Annotated in this window: 22 protein-coding genes and 1 riboswitch; of the genes, 6 read left to right on the top strand and 16 right to left on the bottom strand. The window is 57.3% G+C overall.

Going from position 1 to position 22,617, the window contains the following annotated elements; translation table 11 throughout:
* Positions 1-32: 32 nt before the first annotated feature.
* From KI228_RS07680 to KI228_RS07670, 3 genes are read left to right on the top strand one after another with little or no spacing between them, the layout of a single operon-like run.
* Entirely contained in the window at positions 33-791 is a 759-nt protein-coding gene (locus KI228_RS07680) for an endonuclease/exonuclease/phosphatase family protein (protein WP_043001294.1), read from the top strand.
* Positions 788-2,029 (top strand): cardiolipin synthase ClsB, encoded by a 1,242-nt coding sequence (gene clsB, locus KI228_RS07675; RefSeq protein ID WP_141227482.1) that lies wholly within the window; start codon positions 788-790, stop codon positions 2,027-2,029. The genes KI228_RS07680 and clsB overlap by 4 nt, the downstream gene beginning before the upstream one ends.
* Positions 2,029-2,991: a lysylphosphatidylglycerol synthase domain-containing protein gene (locus tag KI228_RS07670; protein WP_043001296.1), complete on the top strand. Its 963-nt coding sequence runs from the start codon at positions 2,029-2,031 to the stop codon at positions 2,989-2,991. Before clsB ends, KI228_RS07670 begins: the two co-directional genes overlap by 1 nt.
* 70 nt (positions 2,992-3,061) lie before the next feature.
* Here KI228_RS07670 and KI228_RS07665 read toward each other — a convergent pair whose 3' ends face one another.
* The 6 genes from KI228_RS07665 to moaA form a co-directional block, all read right to left on the bottom strand.
* Positions 3,062-3,766, bottom strand: a complete 705-nt coding sequence (locus KI228_RS07665; RefSeq protein WP_043001297.1) for a Bax inhibitor-1/YccA family protein — start codon at positions 3,764-3,766, stop codon at positions 3,062-3,064.
* Positions 3,767-3,820: 54 nt separating this feature from the next.
* Positions 3,821-4,273, bottom strand: coding sequence for a molybdopterin synthase catalytic subunit MoaE (gene moaE, locus KI228_RS07660; RefSeq protein ID WP_044256447.1), 453 nt, complete (start codon positions 4,271-4,273; stop codon positions 3,821-3,823).
* A gap of 1 nt (position 4,274) precedes the next feature.
* The gene (moaD, locus tag KI228_RS07655; RefSeq protein WP_043001299.1) at positions 4,275-4,520 is read right to left on the bottom strand and encodes a molybdopterin synthase sulfur carrier subunit; all 246 of its coding nucleotides are present in this window, start codon (positions 4,518-4,520) and stop codon (positions 4,275-4,277) included.
* On the bottom strand, positions 4,513-4,998 hold the full coding sequence (gene moaC, locus KI228_RS07650) for a cyclic pyranopterin monophosphate synthase MoaC (RefSeq protein ID WP_061070351.1): 486 nt from the start codon (positions 4,996-4,998) through the stop codon (positions 4,513-4,515). The genes moaD and moaC overlap by 8 nt, the downstream gene beginning before the upstream one ends.
* Before the next feature lie 5 nt (positions 4,999-5,003).
* The gene (gene moaB / locus KI228_RS07645; RefSeq protein ID WP_043001301.1) at positions 5,004-5,516 is read right to left on the bottom strand and encodes a molybdenum cofactor biosynthesis protein B; all 513 of its coding nucleotides are present in this window, start codon (positions 5,514-5,516) and stop codon (positions 5,004-5,006) included.
* A 24-nt stretch (positions 5,517-5,540) separates the two neighbouring features.
* Positions 5,541-6,530 (bottom strand): GTP 3',8-cyclase MoaA, encoded by a 990-nt coding sequence (gene moaA / locus KI228_RS07640; RefSeq protein ID WP_043001302.1) that lies wholly within the window; start codon positions 6,528-6,530, stop codon positions 5,541-5,543.
* Positions 6,518-6,660, bottom strand: a riboswitch (molybdenum cofactor riboswitch). It overlaps the preceding gene by 13 nt.
* Before the next feature lie 267 nt (positions 6,661-6,927).
* Between moaA and yvcK the strand changes: the two genes are divergently transcribed.
* Positions 6,928-7,836: a uridine diphosphate-N-acetylglucosamine-binding protein YvcK gene (gene yvcK, locus KI228_RS07635; RefSeq protein ID WP_043001303.1), complete on the top strand. Its 909-nt coding sequence runs from the start codon at positions 6,928-6,930 to the stop codon at positions 7,834-7,836.
* Between the two features lie 107 nt (positions 7,837-7,943).
* Here the strand turns inward: yvcK and uvrB are convergent, their stop codons facing one another.
* The 5 genes from uvrB to bioB form a co-directional block, all read right to left on the bottom strand.
* Complete coding sequence (gene uvrB / locus KI228_RS07630) at positions 7,944-9,965, bottom strand: excinuclease ABC subunit UvrB (protein ID WP_043001304.1); 2,022 nt, start codon at positions 9,963-9,965, stop codon at positions 7,944-7,946.
* Between the two features lie 564 nt (positions 9,966-10,529).
* Complete coding sequence (gene bioD, locus KI228_RS07625) at positions 10,530-11,216, bottom strand: dethiobiotin synthase (protein WP_061070352.1); 687 nt, start codon at positions 11,214-11,216, stop codon at positions 10,530-10,532.
* Positions 11,209-11,964 carry a malonyl-ACP O-methyltransferase BioC gene (bioC, locus tag KI228_RS07620; RefSeq protein WP_043001307.1) on the bottom strand — a complete coding sequence of 252 codons (756 nt, stop codon included), beginning with the start codon at positions 11,962-11,964 and terminating at the stop codon, positions 11,209-11,211. Before bioC ends, bioD begins: the two co-directional genes overlap by 8 nt.
* Positions 11,948-13,105, bottom strand: coding sequence for an 8-amino-7-oxononanoate synthase (bioF, locus tag KI228_RS07615; RefSeq protein ID WP_104010326.1), 1,158 nt, complete (start codon positions 13,103-13,105; stop codon positions 11,948-11,950). The genes bioC and bioF overlap by 17 nt, the downstream gene beginning before the upstream one ends.
* Complete coding sequence (bioB, locus tag KI228_RS07610) at positions 13,102-14,142, bottom strand: biotin synthase BioB (protein WP_043001309.1); 1,041 nt, start codon at positions 14,140-14,142, stop codon at positions 13,102-13,104. The genes bioF and bioB overlap by 4 nt, the downstream gene beginning before the upstream one ends.
* Before the next feature lie 76 nt (positions 14,143-14,218).
* Between bioB and bioA the strand changes: the two genes are divergently transcribed.
* Both bioA and KI228_RS07600 read left to right on the top strand, forming a co-directional pair.
* Complete coding sequence (gene bioA / locus KI228_RS07605) at positions 14,219-15,508, top strand: adenosylmethionine--8-amino-7-oxononanoate transaminase (RefSeq protein ID WP_061070695.1); 1,290 nt, start codon at positions 14,219-14,221, stop codon at positions 15,506-15,508.
* Between the two features lie 58 nt (positions 15,509-15,566).
* Positions 15,567-16,043: a kinase inhibitor gene (locus tag KI228_RS07600; protein WP_104010327.1), complete on the top strand. Its 477-nt coding sequence runs from the start codon at positions 15,567-15,569 to the stop codon at positions 16,041-16,043.
* 94 nt (positions 16,044-16,137) lie between these two features.
* On the opposite strand, the gene hutH is transcribed toward KI228_RS07600, so the two are convergent.
* From hutH to hutI, 5 genes are all read right to left on the bottom strand, one after another.
* A complete protein-coding gene (gene hutH, locus KI228_RS07595; protein WP_061070353.1) occupies positions 16,138-17,658 on the bottom strand; it encodes a histidine ammonia-lyase in 1,521 nt (506 codons plus the stop codon).
* Between the two features lies 1 nt (position 17,659).
* Positions 17,660-19,345 carry a urocanate hydratase gene (hutU, locus tag KI228_RS07590; protein ID WP_043001312.1) on the bottom strand — a complete coding sequence of 562 codons (1,686 nt, stop codon included), beginning with the start codon at positions 19,343-19,345 and terminating at the stop codon, positions 17,660-17,662.
* A 169-nt stretch (positions 19,346-19,514) separates the two neighbouring features.
* Positions 19,515-20,240, bottom strand: a complete 726-nt coding sequence (locus KI228_RS07585; RefSeq protein WP_043001313.1) for a histidine utilization repressor — start codon at positions 20,238-20,240, stop codon at positions 19,515-19,517.
* Positions 20,241-20,264: 24 nt separating this feature from the next.
* On the bottom strand, positions 20,265-21,206 hold the full coding sequence (hutG, locus tag KI228_RS07580; protein ID WP_061070354.1) for a formimidoylglutamase: 942 nt from the start codon (positions 21,204-21,206) through the stop codon (positions 20,265-20,267).
* A complete protein-coding gene (gene hutI / locus KI228_RS07575) occupies positions 21,203-22,426 on the bottom strand; it encodes an imidazolonepropionase (RefSeq protein WP_061070355.1) in 1,224 nt (407 codons plus the stop codon). Before hutI ends, hutG begins: the two co-directional genes overlap by 4 nt.
* Positions 22,427-22,617 lie beyond the last annotated feature (191 nt).

Raw genomic sequence — 22,617 nt, 5'->3', positions numbered from 1 at the left:
TCAATCAGAAGAGTGACGCCAACAGGAGAAAAATGACTCAATCGACACGAAATTTTTCATTCACCGTGCTCACCATCAATACGCATAAAGGCTTTACCGCCTTTAACAAGCGCTTCATTTTACCGGAACTGCGTGATGCCGTTCGTACGGTTGGAGCCGACATTGTCTGCCTGCAGGAGGTGATGGGCGCGCACGAAGTGCATCCGCTGCACGTCGAAAACTGGCCGGATACCACGCACTACGAATTTCTCGCCGACACAATGTGGAGTGACTACGCTTACGGGCGTAACGCCGTCTACCCGCAAGGGCATCATGGCAACGCGGTGCTGTCACGCTATCCTATTGAACATTATGAAAATCGTGATGTTTCGGTCGGCAGCAGTGAAAAGCGCGGCGTGCTCTATTGCCGTATTGTTCCGCCGCAACTCGGGAAACCGATTCATGTGATGAGTGTTCACCTCGGCCTGCGTGAAGCTCACCGGCAGGCGCAACTTACCCTGCTGACAGACTGGGTCAACGCCCTGCCCGACGGTGAACCGGTGGTGGTGGCCGGTGATTTCAACGACTGGCGGCAAAAGGCAAACCATTCCTTAAAAGCCGCGGGCCTGGAGGAAATTTTCACCCGCGCCCGCGGCCGCCCGGCACGGACCTTTCCTGTCAGCCTGCCGCTGCTGCGCCTTGATCGTATTTACGTGAAAAATGCCAATGCCAGTTCGCCGACAGCGCTACCGCTGCGCAACTGGCGGCATCTCTCTGACCATGCCCCCCTTAGCGCGGAGATCCATCTATGAAATGTGGCTGGCGTGAAGGTAATCAGATCCAGTTACTGGAAAACGGCGACCAGTATTATCCCGCTGTGTTTGCGGCAATAGCCGATGCGCAGCAAAGAATTATTCTCGAAACTTTCATCTGGTTTGAAGATGAGGTAGGAAAACAGCTTCATGCGGCTCTGCTGGCCGCAGCAAAACGCGGCGTGAAGGCGGAAGTACTGCTGGACGGCTACGGCTCACCGGACCTGAGCGATGCATTCGTTGGCGAACTGACCTCGGCAGGCGTGGTGTTTAGTTATTACGATCCGCGTCCCCGGATCTTTGGTATGCGCACCAACGTCTTTCGCCGTATGCATCGCAAGATTGTGGTGATAGACGACCGGGTGGCGTTTATCGGCGGGATCAACTATTCCGATGAACATATGTCCGACTATGGCCCGGAAGCCAAGCAGGACTACGCGGTACGCGTGGAAGGACCTGTCGTCGCCGATATACTGCAGTTTGAAGTGGAAAACCTTCCCGGGCAGAGTGCAGTACGCCGCTGGTGGCGCCGTCATCACCGTGCTGAAGAGAACCGCCAGCCCGGCGAGGCGCAGGCGCTGTTCGTCTGGCGCGACAACGACGAGCACCGCGACGATATCGAACGTCACTACCTGAAAATGCTCACCCAGGCACGGCGGGAAGTGATTATCGCCAACGCCTACTTCTTTCCCGGTTACCGGTTACTGCACGCCATGCGCAAAGCCGCCCGCCGCGGCGTGCGCGTCAAACTGATCGTGCAGGGGGAGCCGGATATGCCAATTGTGAAGGTCGGAGCCCGTCTGCTGTACAACTATCTGGTGAAAGGCGATGTCCAGGTTTACGAATATCGCCGCAAGCCACTGCATGGCAAAGTGGCGCTGATGGATGACCACTGGGCGACGGTCGGCTCCAGCAATCTCGACCCGCTCAGCCTGTCGCTTAATCTGGAAGCCAACCTGATCGTGCACGATCGCCAGTTCAACCAGACGCTGCGCGACAACCTTAACGCGATCATTGCCGAAGACTGTAAGCAGGTCGATGAGTCGATGCTGCCGAGACGCACCTGGTGGAACCTGACCAAAAGCGTGCTGGCGTTCCACTTCTTACGTCACTTCCCGGCGCTGGTCGGCTGGCTTCCGGCGCATACTCCCCATCTCGCGCAGGTGGATCCGCCAGCCCAGCCCGAGATGGAAACGCAGGATCGGGTAGAAGTACAGAACACAGGAGCCAAACCCTGATGGCAAAATCACATCCGCGCTGGCGGCTGGCAAAAAAGATCCTCACCTGGCTGTTTTTTATCGCCGTGATTGTGCTGCTGGTGGTCTACGCCAAAAAGGTGAACTGGGAAGACGTCTGGACGGTGATCCGCGACTACAACCGGGTTGCGTTGCTGAGCGCCGTCGGGCTGGTGATCCTCAGCTATCTGCTCTATGGCTGCTATGACCTGTTGGGCCGTGCCTATTGCGGTCACAAGCTGGCAAAGCGGCAAGTGATGCTGGTGTCGTTTATTTGCTATGCCTTTAACCTGACGCTCAGTACCTGGGTCGGCGGCATCGGTATGCGCTACCGGCTTTATTCCCGCCTCGGCCTGCCGGGTGGCACCATCACCCGTATCTTCTCTCTTAGCATCACCACCAACTGGCTGGGCTATATTTTGCTTGGCGGGATCATCTTCACCTTTGGCGTGGTGCAACTGCCTGCCCACTGGTATATCGACGAGGGCACGCTGCGTATTCTCGGCGTGGTGCTGCTGTTAATCATCGCTATTTATCTGTGGTTCTGCGCTTTCGCAAAACACCGTCATATGACGATCAAAGGGCAGAAACTGGTGCTACCGTCGTGGAAATTTGCGCTGGCCCAGATGGCTATCTCCAGCGCCAACTGGATGGTGATGGGGGCGATTATCTGGTTGCTGCTGGGCCAGGAGGTGAATTATTTCTTCGTGCTGGGCGTGCTGCTGGTCAGCAGTATCGCGGGAGTGATTGTCCACATTCCGGCGGGAATTGGCGTTCTGGAAGCGGTGTTTATCGCGCTGCTGGCGGGGGAAGACACGTCGCAAGGCGCGATTATTGCCGCCCTGCTCGCCTACCGCGTGCTGTATTACTTTATTCCCTTATTGCTGGCGCTGATCTGCTATCTGGTGCTGGAGAGTCGGGCGAAGAAGCTGCGGGCGAAGAACGAGAAGGCGATGGCGAAGTAATACCTCGTCACCGCCCTCGGCATCATTTCGTAGGCCGGATAAGGCGTAGCCGCCATCCGGCACAACGAACTCAACGGCGATTGCCTAAAATACGCAGCAGCATCAGGAACAGGTTGATAAAGTCCAGATACAGCGTCAGCGCACCGAGAATCGAATATTTACGCAGGTTAGAACTGTCGCGCACATCGATTTGCTCGCCAATGTTCTTCAGCTTCTGGGTGTCATAGGCGGTCAGCCCAACAAACACCACCACGCCAATATAGGTCACCGCCCACATCAGCGCCTCGCTTTTCAGCCAGAAGTTCACCAGTGAGGCCAGGATGATGCCAATCAGCGCCATAAACAGCATGTTGCCCCAGCCGCTCAGATCGCGCTTCGTAGTGTATCCCCACAGGCTCATCACTCCAAACATCCCGCCGGTCACCACGAAGGTGCTGGCGATGGAGGAGTAGGTGTAGACGATAAAAATACTGGAAAGTGTGAGCCCGGTTAGCGCCGAATAGAGCATAAACAGCGTCGTCGCCATACCTGCACTGAGTTTATGCACCAACCCAGACAGCACAAAGACCAGCGCCAGTTGGGCGATGATTAAACCGAAGAACGTAATTTTGCTGGAAAAAACGAACATCATGACGGCTGGCGTATTCGCCGCATACCACGCAATAAACGCGGTAAGCAGCAACCCGACCGTCATCCAGCCGTATACCTGCGCCATATAGGTTTGCAGGCCGGAACGTGCCTGCACGATTGATTCGGATCGTGGAAATCGGTCCATGATAATCTCCTGATTGAAAGTGACCACTCTGGATAAGCGTATCACAATTTCGTGCTACCAGCGTTTAGCCGCCTGCCGATCGCTGTCACGGGCTTCCACCCAGCGCTCGCCTTCCGGCGTGGCTTCACGCTTCCAGAACGGCGCACGCGTCTTTAGATAGTCCATGATGAACTGACCGGCCTCAAACGCACTGCTACGGTGCGAACTGGTGACGCCAACAAAGACGATTTCATCGCCCGGCCACAGTTCGCCAATCCGGTGAATCACCGTGATGCGTCCCAGCGGCCAGCGCACCCGCGCCTCATCGACAATCTCCGCCAGCGCTTTTTCCGTCATCCCCGGATAGTGCTCCAGCGTAAGCGCCTTCACGCTGTCGCCGAGATTATGGTTGCGCACTTTACCAGTAAAGGTCACCACCGCACCGTCTTCGTCGCGTGCCGCCAGCCAGGGATACTCGTCCCCCACGCTGAACGGCGCAGGCCCGACCACAATTTTCGTTTCAGCCATCTCAGCCTCCCGTCACCGGGGGAAAGAAAGCCACTTCATCACCCGCCGTCAGCGGATGATCAAAGCTCACCAACGTCTGGTTTACCGCCGCCAGCAGCTTGCCGTCTTCCAGCGCCAGCGCCCAACGGTTGCTGTTAGTCGCCAGATGCTGACGCAGCGCTTCCACTGTCGGGAAATCTGCCGCGACGTCCAGCGTATCCGTACCAACCAGTTCGCGAACCTGAGCAAAGAACAAAACCTTAATCATTCGAATCCGCCTTAAAATCGCCAGACTTGCCGCCGCTTTTCGCCAGCAGGCGCACCGGGCCAATCACCATGTCTTTTTGCACCGCTTTGCACATGTCGTAAATGGTCAACGCGGCGACGGACGCCGCCGTCAGCGCTTCCATTTCCACCCCGGTTTTGCCGGTAAGACGACACAACGATTCAACACGGACACGGTTGTGTTCCGGCTGTGCATGGAGCTGGACTTCCACTTTGCTCAACAGCAACGGATGGCACAGCGGGATGAGCTCCCAGGTGCGCTTTGCTGCCTGAATCCCGGCGATACGCGCGGTGGCGAACACATCGCCCTTATGGTGGCTGCCGTCGATAATCATGGCCAGTGTTTCGCTGCGCATGGTGACAAAGGCTTCGGCGCGCGCTTCGCGTACGGTCTCCGCTTTTGTGGAGACATCCACCATGTGCGCTTCACCGGCGGCGTTTATGTGAGTCAGTTGCGACATACTTATTATTTCTTCAAATGTGGGTGAAAATTACAAGGACGCGTACGGGCATCAAGTTGCGGAGCGATGATATTGTCCCACGCCGTGCGGCAGGCTTTGGTGGAACCCGGCATCGCAAAAATTAGCGTTTTGTTGGCCACGCCCGCCACTGCGCGCGACTGCAGCGTGGCCGTGCCGATCTCTTCAAATGACAGCATACGAAACACTTCACCAAAGCCTTCCACTTCGCGATCAAACAGCGGCAGCAGCGCTTCCGGTGCCTGGTCGCCTTCAGTCAGGCCCGTGCCGCCGGTGATCAACACCACCTGCACCTCATCACTGGCAATCCATGCTGACACCTGCGCGCGAATGGCGTAACGGTTCTCTTTGACAATTGCTTTATCGATAACCTGATGTCCCGCTTCCTGCGCGGAATCCCGCAGAAAATGACCAGAGGTATCGTCCTCTTCGCCACGGCGATTAGATACTGTCAGAATAGCAATGCGGGTCGGGATAAATTCAGCGCTTACCTGACTCATGGAATACTCCTTGTTCAAGCGGCGTTAACCGCCGATGTATGAGAGGTTCTGGGTAATACCGGTGTTGTTCTGGTGCAGGAAATGGGTCTGCTTTTTCTCACGCAACGCAAGCGAGATACGCGCTTCGAGCGCGTCTTGTTGCCCATCGTCTTCCAGCAAATCACGCAGGCTGACGCCACCCTCGCCGAACAGGCAGAGATGAAGTTTACCCACGGAGGAGACGCGCAGACGGTTGCAGGTGGCGCAGAAATCTTTTTCGTACGGCATGATGAGGCCGATTTCACCCTCATAATCGGGGTGACAGAACACCTGCGCCGGGCCGTCACTGCGCTGGCGTAGCTGGTGGATCCAGCCGCGACGCAACAGTTCGTCACGCAACACCTGACCGGAGATGTGGTGTTTACGGAACAGTTCGCTGCCCTCACCCGTCTCCATCAGTTCGATGAAACGCAGTTGAATGGGACGCGTCTGGATCCAGCCAAGAAAAGTATCGAGCTGATGATGATTCACATCGCGCATTAGCACGGTGTTGACTTTAACTTTTGCAAAACCGGCATCAAACGCGGCGTCGATGCCCGCCATCACCTGCTGGAATTTATCCTGCCCGGTAATCGCGTGGAACTGACGCGCATCAAGGCTATCAACGCTGACGTTAATGCCGGTCAAACCCGCATCGCGCCAGTGGGCGGCATCACGCGCCAGACGGTAGCCGTTGGTGGTCACCGCCAGTTGACGAATCGCCTCGTTTTCACGCACGGCGGCAATGATGTCGGTAAAATCACGACGCAGAGAAGGTTCGCCACCGGTCAGGCGCACTTTTTCGGTGCCCAGATTGGCAAAGGCGCGAGTCACCCGACGAATTTCATCGACGGAGAGAAAACCTTTATTGGTGACGCCGCCGGGCTTGTAGCCATCCGGCAGGCAGTATGTGCAACGAAAGTTACACACATCGGTAATCGACAGACGCAAATAGTAAAACTTGCGCGCGAAAGCATCGGTCAGTTGTGTGGCCATGTACACCTTTCCAAATACGGGAGGCGAAGTCATTTCTTCCTGCGCCCTGGTGGCAATGCGTTTGCGTTGTCACGGCCAAAGCACCGTATCATTTGACCCAGGTGCAGAGGCTAGAGTGTTAACTGTGGTTATGGCGATACTAGCGTGTAAACGAACATAATGCTATTTACACTTAACGATGTATAATCATATATATAGCGCCATGATCGTGCCATTTCGTTACAGAATAAGCAAAAATAGCACTTTTGCATTGATGTACATCATTTCGCTGTCAGGCATTCGCCCCCCTAAAGGAGTAGTGCGGCAGAATTTATTTTCTCAACTTGCCGTTAGCGAATTGCTGAAAAGCCCCTGTTTGCGCTACTGTAGCGCGGTAAATCTGACTTCAGGAACTTTTATGCGCAATCGTACGCTGGCTGACCTGGATCGTGTCGTGGCTCTCGGCGGAGGGCATGGATTAGGACGCGTTCTCTCTTCCCTCTCCTCCCTGGGTTCACGCCTCACCGGTATCGTGACCACCACCGATAACGGCGGTTCGACGGGGCGTATTCGCCGCTCGGAAGGGGGAATCGCCTGGGGCGATATGCGCAACTGTCTCAATCAGTTGATTACCGAACCGAGCGTCGCTTCCGCGATGTTTGAATACCGTTTTGGCGGTAATGGCGAACTTTCAGGCCATAACCTCGGAAATCTGATGTTAAAGGCGCTCGACCACCTGAGCGTGCGGCCTCTGGAAGCCATCAACTTAATTCGTAATCTGCTGAAAGTGGACGCGCATTTAATCCCCATGTCAGAGCTGCCAGTTGACCTGATGGCGATCGACGATCAGGGGCATGAAGTGTACGGCGAAGTGAATATTGATCAGCTCACCTCGCCCTTGCAGGAACTGATGCTGTCACCGAAGGTCCCCACCACCCGGGAAGCGGTGCAGGCGATTAACGATGCCGACCTGATTATTATCGGTCCGGGCAGTTTTTACACCAGCCTGATGCCAATCCTGCTGCTGGAGGATCTCGCACAGGCGCTGCGCCGTACGCAGGCGCCGATGGTCTACATCGGCAATCTGGGCCGGGAATTGAGCATCCCCGCCGCAAGCCTGACGCTTATCGATAAGCTAACCATTATGGAGCAGTATGTCGGTAAGAGAGTCGTTGATGCGGTTATCGTGGGGCCGAAGGTGGATGTCTCTGCGGTCAGTGACCGGGTGGTGATTCAGGAAGTGCTGGAGGCCAGCGATATTCCCTATCGCCATGACCGCCAGTTATTGCACAGCGCGCTGGAGAAAGCCGTACAGGCGCTGCGGTAAAGGGTTTATTGCCTGATGGCGCTACGCTCATCAGGCCTACTTATCTACTCTGCAAACTACCAGCGAACAGGCCGGATAAGGTGGTTACACCACCATCCGGCAATCTCTCACGACGCAGCGATAAACAGTTCACGCAGCTGATGCAGTTGATCGCGGATCTGCGCGGCCTCTTCGAATTCCAGGTTCTGCGCATGCTGCATCATCTGCCCTTCGAGCTCGTGAATCTTCTGTTGCAGCGCTTTTGGCGTCATGTCCAGTTCCACCACATCCGATTGCACTGCGGAACGCGATTTGCCTCGGCCCTTCGCTTTGGTTTTCGCAATGTTCTGCCCCAGCGCCAGAATATCGACCACTTTTTTATTCAGGCCCTGCGGAGTAATGCCGTGTTCTTCATTGTACTGCTGCTGTTTCTCGCGACGACGCTCGGTTTCGCCAATCGCCTTCGCCATTGAGGCCGTAATTTTGTCACCGTAAAGAATCGCCTTCCCGTTGATGTTACGCGCCGCACGACCGATGGTCTGTATCAGCGAACGTTCGGAACGCAGGAACCCTTCCTTGTCGGCGTCGAGAATCGCCACCAGCGACACCTCAGGCATGTCGAGACCTTCGCGCAACAGGTTGATCCCCACCAGCACATCAAACTCGCCCAGACGCAGGTCACGAATGATCTCCATACGCTCAACGGTATCGATGTCCGAGTGCAGGTAACGCACCCGCTCACCGTGTTCTTCCAGATACTCGGTGAGATCTTCCGCCATACGCTTGGTGAGCGTGGTAACCAGCACGCGCTCGTTGATCTCTGCGCGCTTGCGGATTTCAGAGAGCAGATCGTCCACCTGCGTTGCCACCGGTCGCACTTCAATGACCGGATCCAGCAACCCTGTCGGACGCACCACTTGATCAACCACTTCTCCGCCCGATTTCTCCAGCTCGTAATTGCCCGGCGTCGCAGACACATATATGGTCTGCGGAGCCAGCGCTTCAAACTCTTCGAACTTTAACGGACGGTTATCCAGCGCCGATGGCAAACGGAAACCGTACTCCACCAGCGTCTCTTTACGCGCCCGATCGCCACGATACATCCCGCCAATCTGCGGGATGGTGACGTGGGATTCATCCACCACCAGCAAACCGTCAGCGGGCAGATAGTCAAACAGGGTCGGCGGCGGCTCACCCGGCCCGCGTCCTGACAGAAAGCGCGAGTAGTTTTCGATCCCCGAGCAGTAACCCAGCTCGTTCATCATCTCCAGATCAAACTGGGTACGCTGACTCAGGCGTTGCTCTTCCAGCAGTTTGTCGTTGGCGAGCAGGATTTTGCGACGTTCAGCCAGTTCGACTTTGATCTCTTCCATCGCCTGCACAATGCGCTCACGGGGGGTCACGTAGTGCGTTTTGGGGTAGATGGTGTAGCGCGAAATAGTGGATTCCACCTGCCCGGTCAGCGGGTCAAACAGCGACAGACGCTCCACCTCTTCATCAAACAGCTCCACACGCAGCGCGATGTCGTCAGACTCCGCCGGGAAGATGTCAATCACCTCACCGCGCACGCGGAAAGTCCCGCGCTGGAACGCCTGATCGTTACGGGTATATTGCAGTTCAGCCAGTCGCCGCAGAATGGCGCGCTGATCGATAATCATGCCCACCGTCAGGTGCAGCATCATCTTCAGATATAAATCGGGATCGCCCAGACCATAGATGGCAGAAACGGAGGCCACGACGATCACGTCACGACGCTCCAGCAACGCTTTGGTGGCCGACAGACGCATCTGCTCGATGTGTTCATTCACCGAGGCATCTTTTTCGATGAAGGTGTCTGAGCTGGGAACATACGCTTCCGGCTGATAGTAGTCGTAGTAGGAGACGAAATACTCGACGGCGTTATCCGGGAAAAATTCTTTCATTTCACCATACAGCTGCGCCGCCAGCGTTTTGTTGGGTGCCAGCACCATCGTCGGTCGCTGCAAATCCGCGATCACATTCGCAATGGTGAACGTTTTCCCCGACCCCGTTACGCCAAGTAGCGTCTGATGCGCCAGGCCGTCCTCCAGTCCCTCTTCCAGACGGCGTATCGCCTCAGGCTGATCGCCGGAAGGTTTAAATGCGGAATTCAGTTTGAACGGTTTACTCATGAGCAGCTACCTGAAGGAATGAGCGGGCAGGTGTGTAATTTTACTCGCAGAAGATAATATTGCCAGTAAAATATACTGGATGAAAAAACAGTAACGCCTCATAAAATTTGTGTTACGCATGATAAAAGCGGATCGGAGATGGCTATAATTTCACCGCTGGCAAGATATTACACTATGAAGCGGGTTTATCCCCAGACCATTGACTTCGTTAACATTGTCAAGATGCGTGATGAAAGTTTTATTGCATTCAATGACCACAATATGACAGCCATTGATTTTATCTAACGCGCTGTAAATTAAAGGATATTTTATAAAGACGCCTTTCGCACCAATTCGGCTGGAAGCCGCGTAATCTCTCGCTTGCCTTGTGTTTTCTAACTATAATACACAAGGTTATCCACAGGAATGGTGGATAACTGCCTGCAGGCCATATGGTCTGCCGCCTGGCAAATTCCCGGTCCAACCCACCAGGCAGCACATAAAAAAAAATTATCGCTAAATTTTGATTTTTATCAGCTAAAGAAGTGTCCCTGGCAGGCGAGATCTTGCTCGCAATTTCGCCTTTTACTCACCCGCGAGTAAAGCGAGATCCAGATATTGTCCTGTGGCCGCATTTTCGGCTCCCGCCGCCAGCCACGGGATTTCGCCTAACAATGGCGCAGGGATGACCCGTTTAAGCGTCGCCAGATACTCATGATGGCGTTTTCCCGGCGGCGTGACGTCATTCGCCACCCACCCGACAAGCGGAAGTCCTGCCTGCTGTACCGCCTGCGCGGTCAGCATCGCATGGTTTATACACCCCAGTTTCACGCCGACGACCAGGACCACCGGCAGGCGCTCGATCTGCACCCAATCAGCGAAGGTAAAATCTTCCGCAAGCGGGGTAAACCAGCCGCCAGCACCTTCCACCAGCAGCCACTCCGCCTGCACGTCCAGCGCGCGCAGGCCGTCTGACATCACATCAGCACGAATTGGCCTTCCCTCATCAGCACTGATGATATGCGGCGAGGTGGGTTCCGCGAAGGTGTAAGGATTCACCGCCGCGTAGTCCAGCGCCAGACTGCTGTTGCGCTGAAGCGCCAGGGCGTCGCTGTTGCGCAGTCCCTCTGGCGTCATGTCACTACCTGATGCGACAGGTTTATACCCGGCCGTCCGATAACCCAGACTGCGCGCCGCCTGGAGCAGCGCACAGCTGGCGACGGTTTTACCGACTTCCGTATCGGTACCGGTGACAAAATAACGTTTAGTCACGTGCAATCACTCCTGCAAAAAGATGGTAGGTCAGCAGATATTTTCCCTGCCGCTGCGGCCAGGCCAGTTGAAGCTGCTGCAACTGTGAGCGGGTTAAGACGCGCGGCTCGCGCCCCTCGTGCAAATGGGTCGCGCCGATGCCTTTCAGTGAGCGCATAGCGCTCAGGGCGTCATCAAACTCCAGCGTCAGGGAGATTGATTGATGATGCCCCTGCCAGCCGTGCATCGCTTCACACAGCGCCTCGCGGGATAAAAACCGGTTGCCGTGCGCCCGCTCATCCACCGCGCGCCAGGCCTGATGAAGCTCCGGTAGCGAATCCTGGGCCAGCGTGGTGAAGGCCACGCAGCCACCGGGGCGCACGACCCGATACAGTTCGCTCAGCGCCTGATGCAGACTGTTACACCATTGCACGGCCAGATTGCTCCAGGCCAGGTCAAACGTTGCACTGGCTAACGGCAGTGACTCAATGTCGCCGGTGAGATAGTGATGCGCCACGTCCTGGCGACGCGCCTCGTCCAGCATGCGGGCAGAGAGATCCAGCGCGGTAACCTGACTCCCCAGCTCGCGCCAGTAGCGACTCAAACGCCCCGGCCCGCAGCCGGCATCCAGTACCTGTAAAAATGGGCGTTCCGGCAGTTGCGCCAGCAACGCGTCGGCGCTCAGGCGCTGCAATGTAGCGTGCTGCTCATAGTGCGCTGCCGCACGACCAAACGCCGCCGCGATTGCCTGTTTATTTACCTGCCCCATGCAGCACCTCCAGCAATCGGTCGATATCCTCAGGCTCATGCGCCTGAGTTAAGGTCAGTCGCAGACGGGCTGTCCCGGCGGGCACGGTCGGCGGACGGATCGCCGTGACCCAACATCCCTGACGGCGCAAGGTGTCCGCCAGCTGCAATGCGCGCGCATTTTCGCCGACAATCAGCGGCTGGATGGCGCTGTGCGACTGCGCCAGCATGAAATCGGGATGGTTGATAGCCGAGCGGAAGCGCTGGATCAGCGCAGTCATTTTCTCCCTGCGTGCGTCACCTTCCTGACTGCGAATCACCGAAAGCGACGCCTGTAACGCCATCGCCTGCGCGGGCGGCATGCTGGTGCTGTAAATCAGATGACGGGCGAACTGCAGCAAATAATCGGCAACGTTTTCAGAGCACAGAATCGCCGCACCGCTGACGCCAAAGCCTTTGCCGAATGTTACGACCAATAGCTCAGGTTTTACCCGCTGCTGCCAGCAGCTCCCGCGACCCGCTTCTCCACTGACGCCAATGCCGTGGGCATCATCCACCAGCAGCCAGGCATTACGCGCCTGTGCGGCCTGCTGAATGTCCACAAGCGGCGCATTGTCGCCATCCATGCTGAACACGCCTTCGGTCACCACCAGTTGATGCCCGGAACAGGGGGTGCCAAGCAGGCGCGTGAGATGCGAGGCGTCGTTATGGGTAAAACGGCGAAGCTGCGCCGGGCAAAGACTGGCCGCTTCCAGCAGCGAAGCATGGCTGAGACGGTCAGCGACAATCCGGTCATCCTTTTCCATCAGCGCGGTAATCACCGCCTGATTTGCGGCGAAACCGGAAATAAACAGTAACGCGCGCGGATAGCCCAGCCAGTCGGCCAGTTCCTCTTCCAGTTGCTGATGAGCAATGGAATAACCGCTGACGTGGCCCGAGCCGCCGCTACCGACGCCAAACCGCTCCGCCCCCTGCTGCCAGGCGCGAAGGATATGCGGATGATGACTCAACCCCAGATAATCATTGCTGGAAAAATTGAGATAGCGCTGGTCATTCGTCTCCAGCCAGCGACCGGCTCCCTGTGCTACCACATAACGTCGGCGCAACGTATCCGCCGAACGACGCGCCGCCAGCGCATCGTCGATTTTGTGTTGCCAGGTCATACGGCAGCCGCGTTGTAGTAATCGTCAGTATCCGGTGTCAGCAGCGCCTGCTCCAGACGCGCACGCTGCTCGTTATCCCCGGCGAGCACCGCCGTTTGCTGCGGATTCAGCCCCAGCTTATGGAAAAGCTGGAGATCTTTGTCCTCTGCCGGGTTTGGCGTGGTGAGCAGTTTGCAGCCGTAGAAAATAGAGTTGGCGCCAGCCATAAAGCACATGGCCTGCGTTTGTTCATTCATCTGCTCGCGACCGGCAGACAGGCGCACATACGAGGTCGGCATCATGATGCGCGCCACGGCAATGGTGCGAATAAAATCAAATGCGTCGACGTCATCGTTATCTGCCAGCGGCGTACCTTTCACCTTCACCAGCATGTTGATCGGCACACTTTCCGGCGGGGTCGGCAGGTTTGCCAGTTGCAGGAGCAACCCGGCGCGATCGGTCACCGTTTCGCCCAGGCCGACGATGCCGCCGGAACAGACCTTGATCCCGGCCTCGCGTACTTTGTCCAGCGTGTCGAGTCGCTCCTGGTAGGAACGGGTGGTGATGATGTTGCCGTAAAATTCCGGCGAGGTGTCGAGGTTGTGGTTGTAATAGTCCAGCCCCGCCTCCGCCAGCCGTTGCGCCTGTGATTCATCGAGTGTGCCAAGCGTCATGCAGGCTTCCAGTCCCAGCGCTTTCACCCCCTGAACCATCTGCTGCAAATATGGCATGTCGCGCTCGTGCGGGTTCTTCCACGCCGCCCCCATGCAGAAACGAGTGGAACCGGCGTTCTTCGCCTGGCGCGCCGACTCCAGCACCTGCTCAACTTCCATTAGCCGCTCAGCTTCAAGGCCGGTTTTATAGCGCGAACTTTGCGGACAATATTTGCAGTCTTCCGGGCAGGCACCGGTTTTGATCGACAACAGTGTGCTGACCTGCACCTGACGAGGATCGAAATGCTGACGGTGGATTTGCTGCGCCTCGAACAGCAGATCCAGCAGCGGTTTTTCAAATAATTCGGTGACTTGCGACAGCGTCCAGCGAGAATGAGTGGTCATAATTTTATACGTTTTGTGGTGATAAGGGTGTAGACTTGTAAACCTAAATCTTTTTAATTTGGTTTACAAGTCGATTATGACAACGGACGATCTCACGTTTGATCAGCGCCACATCTGGCACCCCTACACCTCTATGACCTCCCCGCTACCGGTCTATCCTGTTGAACGGGCCGAGGGCTGCGAACTGATTTTATCCAGCGGTGAACGCCTGATTGATGGCATGTCGTCGTGGTGGGCCGCGATTCACGGCTACAACCATCCGCAGCTCAATGCGGCGATGAAAACGCAGATAGACGCCATGTCGCATGTGATGTTTGGCGGGATCACGCATGCCCCCGCCGTCAACCTGTGCCGTAAACTGGTCGCCATGACGCCCGCGTCGCTGGAATGCGTGTTCCTCGCCGATTCCGGTTCCGTCGCGGTGGAAGTGGCGATGAAAATGGCGCTGCAATACTGGCAGGCCAAAGGGGAATCCCGTCAGCGCTTCCTGACGTTCCGTAACGGCTATCACGGCGATACCTTCGGCGCGATGTCGGTCTGCGATCCAGACAACTCCATGCACAGCCTGTGGAAGGGCTATCTGCCGGAAAACCTGTTTGCCCCTGCGCCGCAAAGTCGAATGGACGGCGAGTGGGATGAGCGCGATATGGTGGCCTTCGCGCGCCTGATGGCCGCACATCGTCATGACATTGCGGCAGTGATTCTCGAGCCGATTGTTCAGGGCGCGGGCGGAATGCGGATGTACCATCCGGAGTGGCTGCGCCGTATCCGCAAAATGTGCGACCGTGAAGGCATTCTGCTGATTGCGGATGAAATCGCCACCGGATTTGGCCGCACGGGCAAACTGTTTGCCTGCGAACACGCCGGGATCGCGCCCGACATTCTGTGTCTGGGAAAAGCGCTGACCGGCGGAACGATGACCCTTTCAGCCACCCTGACCACCCGCCAGGTGGCGGAAACCATCAGCAACGGCGAGGCGGGCTGTTTTATGCATGGTCCGACGTTTATGGGCAATCCGCTGGCTTGCGCGGTGGCGATCGCCAGCCTGTCACTACTCGAATCCGGCGACTGGCAGGCGCAGGTCTCGTCCATTGAAACCCAGCTACGCCAGGAACTCGCCCCGGCGCAGACATCGCCATGGGTGGCTGATGTCCGCGTGCTGGGAGCGATTGGCGTGGTGGAGACGACGCATCCGGTTAATATGGCGGCCCTGCAGAAATTCTTTGTGCGACAGGGTGTGTGGATCCGCCCGTTTGGCAAACTCATCTACCTGATGCCGCCGTATCTCATCCAGCCAGAGCAACTACGCCGCCTGACGCAGGCCGTGAACGACGCTGTGCGCGACGAAACATTTTTTAACGGGTAACTGGCGGTAAGCTGTGCGGTTTCTGGCTACACTTTTTGGCGAGAATTAAGGAGAGTGCATGAAAGTAATCAGCAACGATTTTCGCGACGGGGAAAAACTCCCCCTGCGCCATGTCTTCAACGGTATGGGTTATGAAGGGGATAATATTTCCCCGCATCTGGCCTGGGATGAAGTGCCTGCCGGAACGAAGAGTTTCGTGGTGACCTGTTTCGACCCCGATGCACCGACCGGCTCTGGCTGGTGGCATTGGGTGGTGGCTAATTTACCGGCCGATACCCGTGTTCTGACCCAGGGCTATGGCTCCGGGCTGGTCGCCGTGCCAGACGGCGTTATCCAGACACGAACCGATTTCGGTAAAGCGGGCTATGGCGGCGCGGCGCCGCCAAAAGGCGAAACCCACCGCTATATCTTTACCGTTCACGCGCTGGAGGTGGACAGGATTGACGTCGATGAAGGTGCCAGCGGGGCGATGGTCGGATTTAACGTCCATTTCCACTCGCTTGCCAGCGCCTCAATTACCGCGATGTTCAGTTGATCGCTGTTGTGCCGGATGACGACGCTCACGCGTCTTATCCGGCCTACGGGAGGGATTCACAGGCCGGATAAGCGTTAGCGCCATCCGGCGCGGTTCAAAGAAATTCCGGCACGAGCTGCAGCAACGCCCCCTGTGCAAGCAATTCTGTCGCACGCTCAATATCCGGGGCGAAGAAGCGGTCCTGGGTGTAATGCGCAACCTGCTCACGTAATACCGTTCGCGCCTGCTCCAGCAGCGGGCTTGACGTTAATCCTTCACGCAAATCGATCCCCTGACACGCGGCCAGCCATTCGACGGCCAGCACGCCGCGAGTATTCGCCGCCATTTCCCACAACCTGCGCCCTGCCGCCGGTGCCATCGAGACATGATCTTCCTGATTCGCCGACGTTGGCAGGCTGTCCACGCTGTGCGGATGCGCCAGCGCTTTGTTCTCGCTGGCAAGCGCCGCCGCCGTCACCTGGGCAATCATAAAGCCGGAGTTCACGCCCCCGTTTTTGACGAGGAAAGGCGGCAACTGCGACATATGCTTATCCATCATCAGCGCAATACGGCGTTCGGACAACGCGCCAATTTCAGCAATCGCCAGCGCCAGATTATCTGCCGCCATCGCCACCGGTTCAGCATGGAAATTACCGCCTGAGATAACGTCTCCCTGCTCAGCAAAAACCAGCGGATTATCGGAGACCGCATTGGCTTCCGCCAGCAGTACGTCCATCACCTGACGCATCTGTGTCAGACATGCGCCCATCACCTGCGGCTGACAGCGCAGAGAATACGGGTCCTGCACCTTTTCGCAATTGTGGTGCGACTGAGACAGCGCGCTGGTCTCCGTCAATACATGGCGATACAGCGCCGCCGCGTCGATCTGTCCACGCTGCCCCCGCGCGGCGTGAATACGCGCATCAAACGGACGGCGAGACCCTAACACCGCTTCGGTGGTTAACGATCCGCACATGACAGCCGACGCGAACAGCTCTTGTGCTTCAAACAGTCCGCGTAACGCAAACGCCGTCGATGCCTGTGTGCCGTTAAGTAACGCCAGCCCTTCTTTCGCCGCCAGCGTAATCGGCTCCAGGCCGGCTTTTTTTAACGCTTCCGTCGCCGGTAACCATTCCCCCTGCCAACGCGCCTTTCCTTCCCCCAGCAGCGTGAGCGACATATGGGCCAGTGGCGCTAAATCACCGGAGGCGCCTACCGATCCTTTCGCCGGGATGTGCGGCCAGACTTCGGCGTTCACCAGCGCAATCAGCGCTTCTATCACGCTAAGGCGAATACCAGAGAAGCCGCGCGCAAGGCTGTTTATCTTCAGCACCATGATCAGGCGCACCAGTGAGTCATCTAAGGCATCACCCACGCCTGCCGCATGGGACAGCACCAGCGAACGTTGCAGGTTTTGCAGATCCTCATTGGCGATGCGCGTCTGCGCCAGCAGACCAAAGCCGGTGTTAATGCCGTAGGCCGTGCGGCCCTCAGCGACAATGGTGTTGACGCAGGCCACGCTGGCGTTAATGCCGTCAATAGCGCTGGCATCGAGGCGCAGTTTAACCGGCTGCTGCCAGACTTCGCGTAGTTGTGAAAAACTCAGATGGCCCGGCGTTAAGGTCATGGTATTCATATCAGCGTTTCCCCTGCGTTGCCGCAACCATCGGCAGATTCAGCCCTTGTTCCACAGCGCACGCCACGGCAATATCGTAGCCCGCATCCGCATGACGCATTACGCCGGTCGCCGGATCGTTATGCAAAACCCGGGCAATGCGCTCGGCGGCTTCATCGCTACCGTCACAGACAATGACCATCCCGGCATGCTGTGAGAAGCCCATTCCCACACCGCCGCCGTGATGCAGCGATACCCAGGTCGCCCCGCTGGCCGTGTTGAGTAGCGCATTGAGCAGCGGCCAGTCGGAGACGGCGTCAGAACCATCGCGCATCGCTTCGGTCTCGCGGTTGGGGCTGGCGACAGAGCCAGAATCCAGGTGGTCGCGACCGATCACAATTGGCGCAGACACTTCCCCCCTGCGCACCATTTCGTTGAATGCCAGACCCAGTTTTTGCCGCCATTCGAGCCCCACCCAGCAGATACGCGCTGGCAGCCCCTGAAAATTAATGCGCTCCCGCGCCATGTCCAGCCAGCGGTGGAGATGTTCGTCATCCGCCACGATCGCTTTTACTTTGGCGTCGGTTTTATAAATATCCTGCGGATCGCCGGAAAGCGCCACCCAGCGAAACGGCCCAATGCCGCGGCAGAACAGCGGGCGAATATAGGCCGGTACGAAGCCAGGAAAGGCGAAGGCGTTTTCCACGCCCATCTCTTTAGCCATCTGACGAATGTTGTTGCCGTAATCGAACGTCGGTACGCCCATGTCGTTGAACGCCAGCATCGCCTCCACGTGTTTTGCCATCGAGCGCTTCGCTGCCTCTACCGTACCCTGTGGATCGGCGAGCGCTTTTTGCTGATAGGTTTCCCAGTCCCAGCCGGAAGGCAGATAACCGTGCAGCGGGTCATGAGCGCTGGTCTGGTCGGTAACCATGTCCGGACGCACACCGCGCTTCACCAGTTCGGGCACCACATCCGCCGCATTGGCGCACAGGGCAATCGATACGGCTTGACCTTCGCGGGTGTATTTTTCGATACGCGCCAGCGCATCATCAAGAGATGTCGCCTGTTCATCGACATAACGAGTGCGCAGACGAAAATCGATACGACTCTGCTGACATTCAATGTTCAGGGAACAGGCGCCTGCCAGCGTCGCCGCCAGTGGCTGCGCGCCGCCCATGCCGCCGAGCCCGGCGGTTAACACCCAACGCCCGCGCAGGTCGCCGTCGTAGTGCTGCCGTCCCGCTTCAACAAATGTTTCATAAGTGCCCTGCACAATTCCCTGACTGCCGATATAGATCCAGCTTCCGGCCGTCATCTGTCCGTACATCGCCAACCCTTTCGCATCCAGTTCATTGAAATGCTCCCAGGTCGCCCAGTGCGGAACAAGGTTGGAGTTGGCAATGAGCACACGCGGGGCGTTCTGATGGGTTCTGAACACGCCTACCGGTTTACCGGACTGGACCAGCAGCGTTTCGTCCTCTTCCAGTTGGGTCAAGGCGTTGACAATCGCGTCATAGCATTCCCAGTTCCGGGCCGCGCGGCCTATACCGCCGTACACCACCAGCTCATGTGGGTTCTCGGCGACGTCGGGGTCCAGGTTGTTCATTAACATGCGCAATGGCGCTTCGGTCAGCCAGGATTTGGCCGTCAGCGTTGTCCCTCGCGGGGCGCGGATATCTTGCTGACGAAACTTGCTATGAGACATAACAACGACTCCTCACGGACATGCCGGAAAAGGTTTATCCGGCAAAGGGAATGATCGGGTGTGAGGTAAATATATACTTGTCTATACAAGACATAACAAGGCACAATTTAACAAATAAGATACATTTTTGTTATATTGCGTCAGCAATCACGCTTTCAGTCCGCGTGCGTCAGGAGGAGAAGTGGCCCTGCAAGCGGTAACGAGAGCCTGGAAAGAGCAACCGCGCGTGAGAAACGATCTGCGAGGCGGACCAGGTGGTACGACGAATGAGCAGGCAAGGATCGGTCTCGCCGATGTCGAGTAACGCGCACTCTTGCGTCGTGGCGCGCACCGCTTCAACAATGTGCTCCCCTTCCGTCAGTGGGGCAATCAACGACAAATATGCATGCGGCGTGGTCTGGCTGTAATCCTGCGCCAGATACTCCGGCACAATGTCGGCATTCACACAGCGATCTTCAATCTGTACCGGCTGGTCGTTTTCAAAATGTACCATCACAGAATGAAAAATCGGCGTACCTTCCGTCACCTTCAGCGCCGCTGCCTGCCGCGCATTGGCCGGTTTCTTTTCCAGAATCAGCACCTCGCAGTGATGTCGATGCGCCCGTGCGGCAATTTCGTCGGCAATACTGCGAATTTCAAACAGCGCGGACTGGCCTTTCGGCTCCGCGACAAAGGTTCCCACCCCCTGCAGGCGCACCAGCATCCCTTCGTCAGTCAGTTCACGCAGCGCCCGGTTGATGGTCATCCGGCTGAAGCCGTACTGCGCCACCAGCTCCGCTTCCGACGGAATACGATCGTGCGGCTGCCAGACGCCGCTGGCGATCTTTTCGCTAATCTCGCGTTTAACCGTCTCATAAAACGGCGCGGGAGCAGAACGAGGGCGAGAAAGTGTCATGGGAATGTTTACCTTATCAATCGATTACTGCCACCAGTGGGCGATTTGCCAGCCAAGCCGCGCCGCCACGCGTGCCGACCTGCCATCATTATCAAAGCGCGGATTAAATTCAACCACATCCACCGCCTGGAGCTTACCGCTGCGGCAAACAGGTTCAATCAATTTCAGCAGGGTCGCCAACGGTACGCCCAGCGCCGCAGGCGCCGATACGGCTGGCATCTCTCCTACGGGCAGGACGTCGAGATCGACAGTCAGATAGAGTTTATCCACCTCGCTGATAAACGCCGCCAGCTGAGCGTGGGCGTCATTACACTGCAAATCTTCCACCACCAGCACGTTGCGCTTGTGCGCCTCATCCCACAGCGCCTGGGTGTTTGCCGCCCGGCTAACGCCGATGCACGCATAGCGGAACTCACGCTGCTGCTGGTCGCAAAGCTGCGCCAGTTGACGAAACGGCGTGCCTGAGGTTGCCCGCCCAGCGTTACGCAGATCCAGATGCGCGTCGAGATTAATGATCCCTACCCGCTCGCCAGGGAATGCATCGAAAATGCCCGCTCCATGACCGAATGCCGTTTCGTGCCCGCCGCCAAGAACGAAGGTGCGCATCCCCGCCTGCTGACATTGACAGACCGCATCACGTAGTGCTTGCTGCGCCCCTTCCAGATCCGCTGTCGGGGCCAGCAGATTCCCCATATCCACCAGTCGCTCGTGTCCCGCGTGACTCGCCAGGTTAGCCAGCGCTGAACGCAGCGCGTCCGGCGCACCGGCGGCACCAGGACGCCCATGATTACGCTTGACCCCCTCATCGCAGGCAAAGCCGAGCAGCGCTATCCTGTCGCGGTATCGCTCTGGCGAAAACGTCAGGCTGCGATCGATCGTCTGAAACAGGCGCAGCGCGTTTGCGGCTTCGCCGCTGTCATCTCGCCCCCGCCACAGGTCAGGGGCAGCCGCTTCCCATTGCGTCATGTGATTTGTCCTCGAAATATGCGTAGATACAGCGGGTTGCGCCCAGGCTCATAGAGGATCTCCACCGGGTTTTGCGCATCCCAGACGTTAAAATCGGCAACGTAACCCGCCTTTAGCTGTCCGTGCGTCGCCTGGCGGCCCAGCGCCTGAGCGGCATGACGGGTGACGCCCGCCCATGCCTCTTCCGGCGTCAGTCCGAACTGAACGCAGGCCATGTTCATCGCCAGATGCAAGCTGATAAAGGGACTGGTGCCGGGGTTGAAATCGGTCGCCACCGCCATAGGTATCTGGTAACGGCGCAGCAACTCAACGGGCGGATGCTGCGTCTCTTTAAGGAAATAGAACGCCCCCGGCAGCAGTACGCCAACGGTGCCGCTGTGACGCATCGCGGCCACGCCCGCTTCATCAAGATATTCAATGTGATCCGCAGAAAGCCCATGATAGCGACTGACCAGTTGCGCTCCACCCAGCAGAGACAACTGCTCGACATGCCCTTTGACCGGAATGCCCGCCGCCTGCGCCGCGCGCAATACCCGCTCGCTTTGCGCCAGGGTAAAGCCCACGCTCTCACAGAACAGATCGACCGCTTCAAACAGCCCCTTTTCCCATAGCTGCGGCAGTATCGTTTCGCAGACGTGGGTGATATAGCCGTCAGGATTGTCCCGATACTCAACCGGCACGGCATGGGCCGCCAGCAGCGTGGGGCTGATTTCGATAAGATTCTCTTCGGCCAGGCGGGCCGCGACGCGCAGCATCTTTTCTTCGGCTGTCGCATTCAGCCCATAGCCGGATTTCACTTCCAGCAGCGTCACGCCCTCGCGCATCAGACGCGCGATCCGCGCCTGAGCAGAGGCTAAAAGCGCCTTCTCCGTCGCGGCACGCGTCGCCGTCACGGTGGCGTTAATCCCGCCGCCCTGCGCACTAATCTGCTGATAAGAAACGCCGTTCAACCGTTGCTCCCACTCGCTGGCGCGATTGCCGCCAAACACCAGATGAGTGTGACAATCAATCAACCCAGGCGTCACCAGACGTCCTTGCAGGTCATGCGTATTGGCATGCGCAGTCGGGAGTGAAGCCTCTGGCACAATCGCCAGCACCCTTCCCTTACGGATAATCAGCGCATGATGGTCCAGCATGCCATACGGTGCCGTCTGCGCCGGATCGAGCGTCGCCAGGCGCAGGTTTCGCCAGAGCGTATCATCAGGTAACAGGGGTTCCATGCTTTCTCCAGCTTGTCTTAGGTTGTATAGACATTTATTTGAGATCGCACGCGGGAAGTCAATCATCCCAGGCAAATATGTTATTTAATTGTGACTTTGACGGTACCCGAATCCGCGAGGAGGGGTTTAAAAACAACTTTTTAGCTTTTCACCTTTCTGTTTTGCTCAACTTAGTATAAAAAAGCAGGCTT

Source organism: Citrobacter amalonaticus, assembly GCF_018323885.1.
In the GTDB taxonomy this organism is placed as follows: domain Bacteria; phylum Pseudomonadota; class Gammaproteobacteria; order Enterobacterales; family Enterobacteriaceae; genus Citrobacter_A; species Citrobacter_A amalonaticus.
Note: the sequence above shows the minus strand (reverse complement) of the source record. Positions and strands in the feature narration are given on the sequence as shown.

Bases quoted from the DNA above. Each gene is read 5' to 3' on its own strand.
- moaC (WP_061070351.1), bottom strand. From the start codon at position 4,998: ATGTCGCAACTGACTCACATAAACGCCGCCGGTGAAGCGCACATGGTG.
- KI228_RS07680 (WP_043001294.1), top strand. From the start codon at position 33: ATGACTCAATCGACACGAAATTTTTCATTCACCGTGCTCACCATCAAT.
- bioB (WP_043001309.1), bottom strand. From the start codon at position 14,142: ATGACCACTCATTCTCGCTGGACGCTGTCGCAAGTCACCGAATTATTT.
- KI228_RS07670 (WP_043001296.1), top strand. From the start codon at position 2,029: ATGGCAAAATCACATCCGCGCTGGCGGCTGGCAAAAAAGATCCTCACC.
- KI228_RS07585 (WP_043001313.1), bottom strand. From the start codon at position 20,240: ATGACACTTTCTCGCCCTCGTTCTGCTCCCGCGCCGTTTTATGAGACG.
- bioF (WP_104010326.1), bottom strand. From the start codon at position 13,105: ATGACCTGGCAACACAAAATCGACGATGCGCTGGCGGCGCGTCGTTCG.
- hutG (WP_061070354.1), bottom strand. From the start codon at position 21,206: ATGACGCAATGGGAAGCGGCTGCCCCTGACCTGTGGCGGGGGCGAGAT.
- moaA (WP_043001302.1), bottom strand. From the start codon at position 6,530: ATGGCCACACAACTGACCGATGCTTTCGCGCGCAAGTTTTACTATTTG.
- clsB (WP_141227482.1), top strand. From the start codon at position 788: ATGAAATGTGGCTGGCGTGAAGGTAATCAGATCCAGTTACTGGAAAAC.
- uvrB (WP_043001304.1), bottom strand. From the start codon at position 9,965: ATGAGTAAACCGTTCAAACTGAATTCCGCATTTAAACCTTCCGGCGAT.
- KI228_RS07600 (WP_104010327.1), top strand. From the start codon at position 15,567: ATGAAAGTAATCAGCAACGATTTTCGCGACGGGGAAAAACTCCCCCTG.
- hutI (WP_061070355.1), bottom strand. From the start codon at position 22,426: ATGGAACCCCTGTTACCTGATGATACGCTCTGGCGAAACCTGCGCCTG.
- bioA (WP_061070695.1), top strand. From the start codon at position 14,219: ATGACAACGGACGATCTCACGTTTGATCAGCGCCACATCTGGCACCCC.
- hutU (WP_043001312.1), bottom strand. From the start codon at position 19,345: ATGTCTCATAGCAAGTTTCGTCAGCAAGATATCCGCGCCCCGCGAGGG.
- hutH (WP_061070353.1), bottom strand. From the start codon at position 17,658: ATGAATACCATGACCTTAACGCCGGGCCATCTGAGTTTTTCACAACTA.
- moaE (WP_044256447.1), bottom strand. From the start codon at position 4,273: ATGGCTGAAACGAAAATTGTGGTCGGGCCTGCGCCGTTCAGCGTGGGG.
- moaB (WP_043001301.1), bottom strand. From the start codon at position 5,516: ATGAGTCAGGTAAGCGCTGAATTTATCCCGACCCGCATTGCTATTCTG.
- bioC (WP_043001307.1), bottom strand. From the start codon at position 11,964: ATGGGGCAGGTAAATAAACAGGCAATCGCGGCGGCGTTTGGTCGTGCG.
- yvcK (WP_043001303.1), top strand. From the start codon at position 6,928: ATGCGCAATCGTACGCTGGCTGACCTGGATCGTGTCGTGGCTCTCGGC.
- KI228_RS07665 (WP_043001297.1), bottom strand. From the start codon at position 3,766: ATGGACCGATTTCCACGATCCGAATCAATCGTGCAGGCACGTTCCGGC.
- moaD (WP_043001299.1), bottom strand. From the start codon at position 4,520: ATGATTAAGGTTTTGTTCTTTGCTCAGGTTCGCGAACTGGTTGGTACG.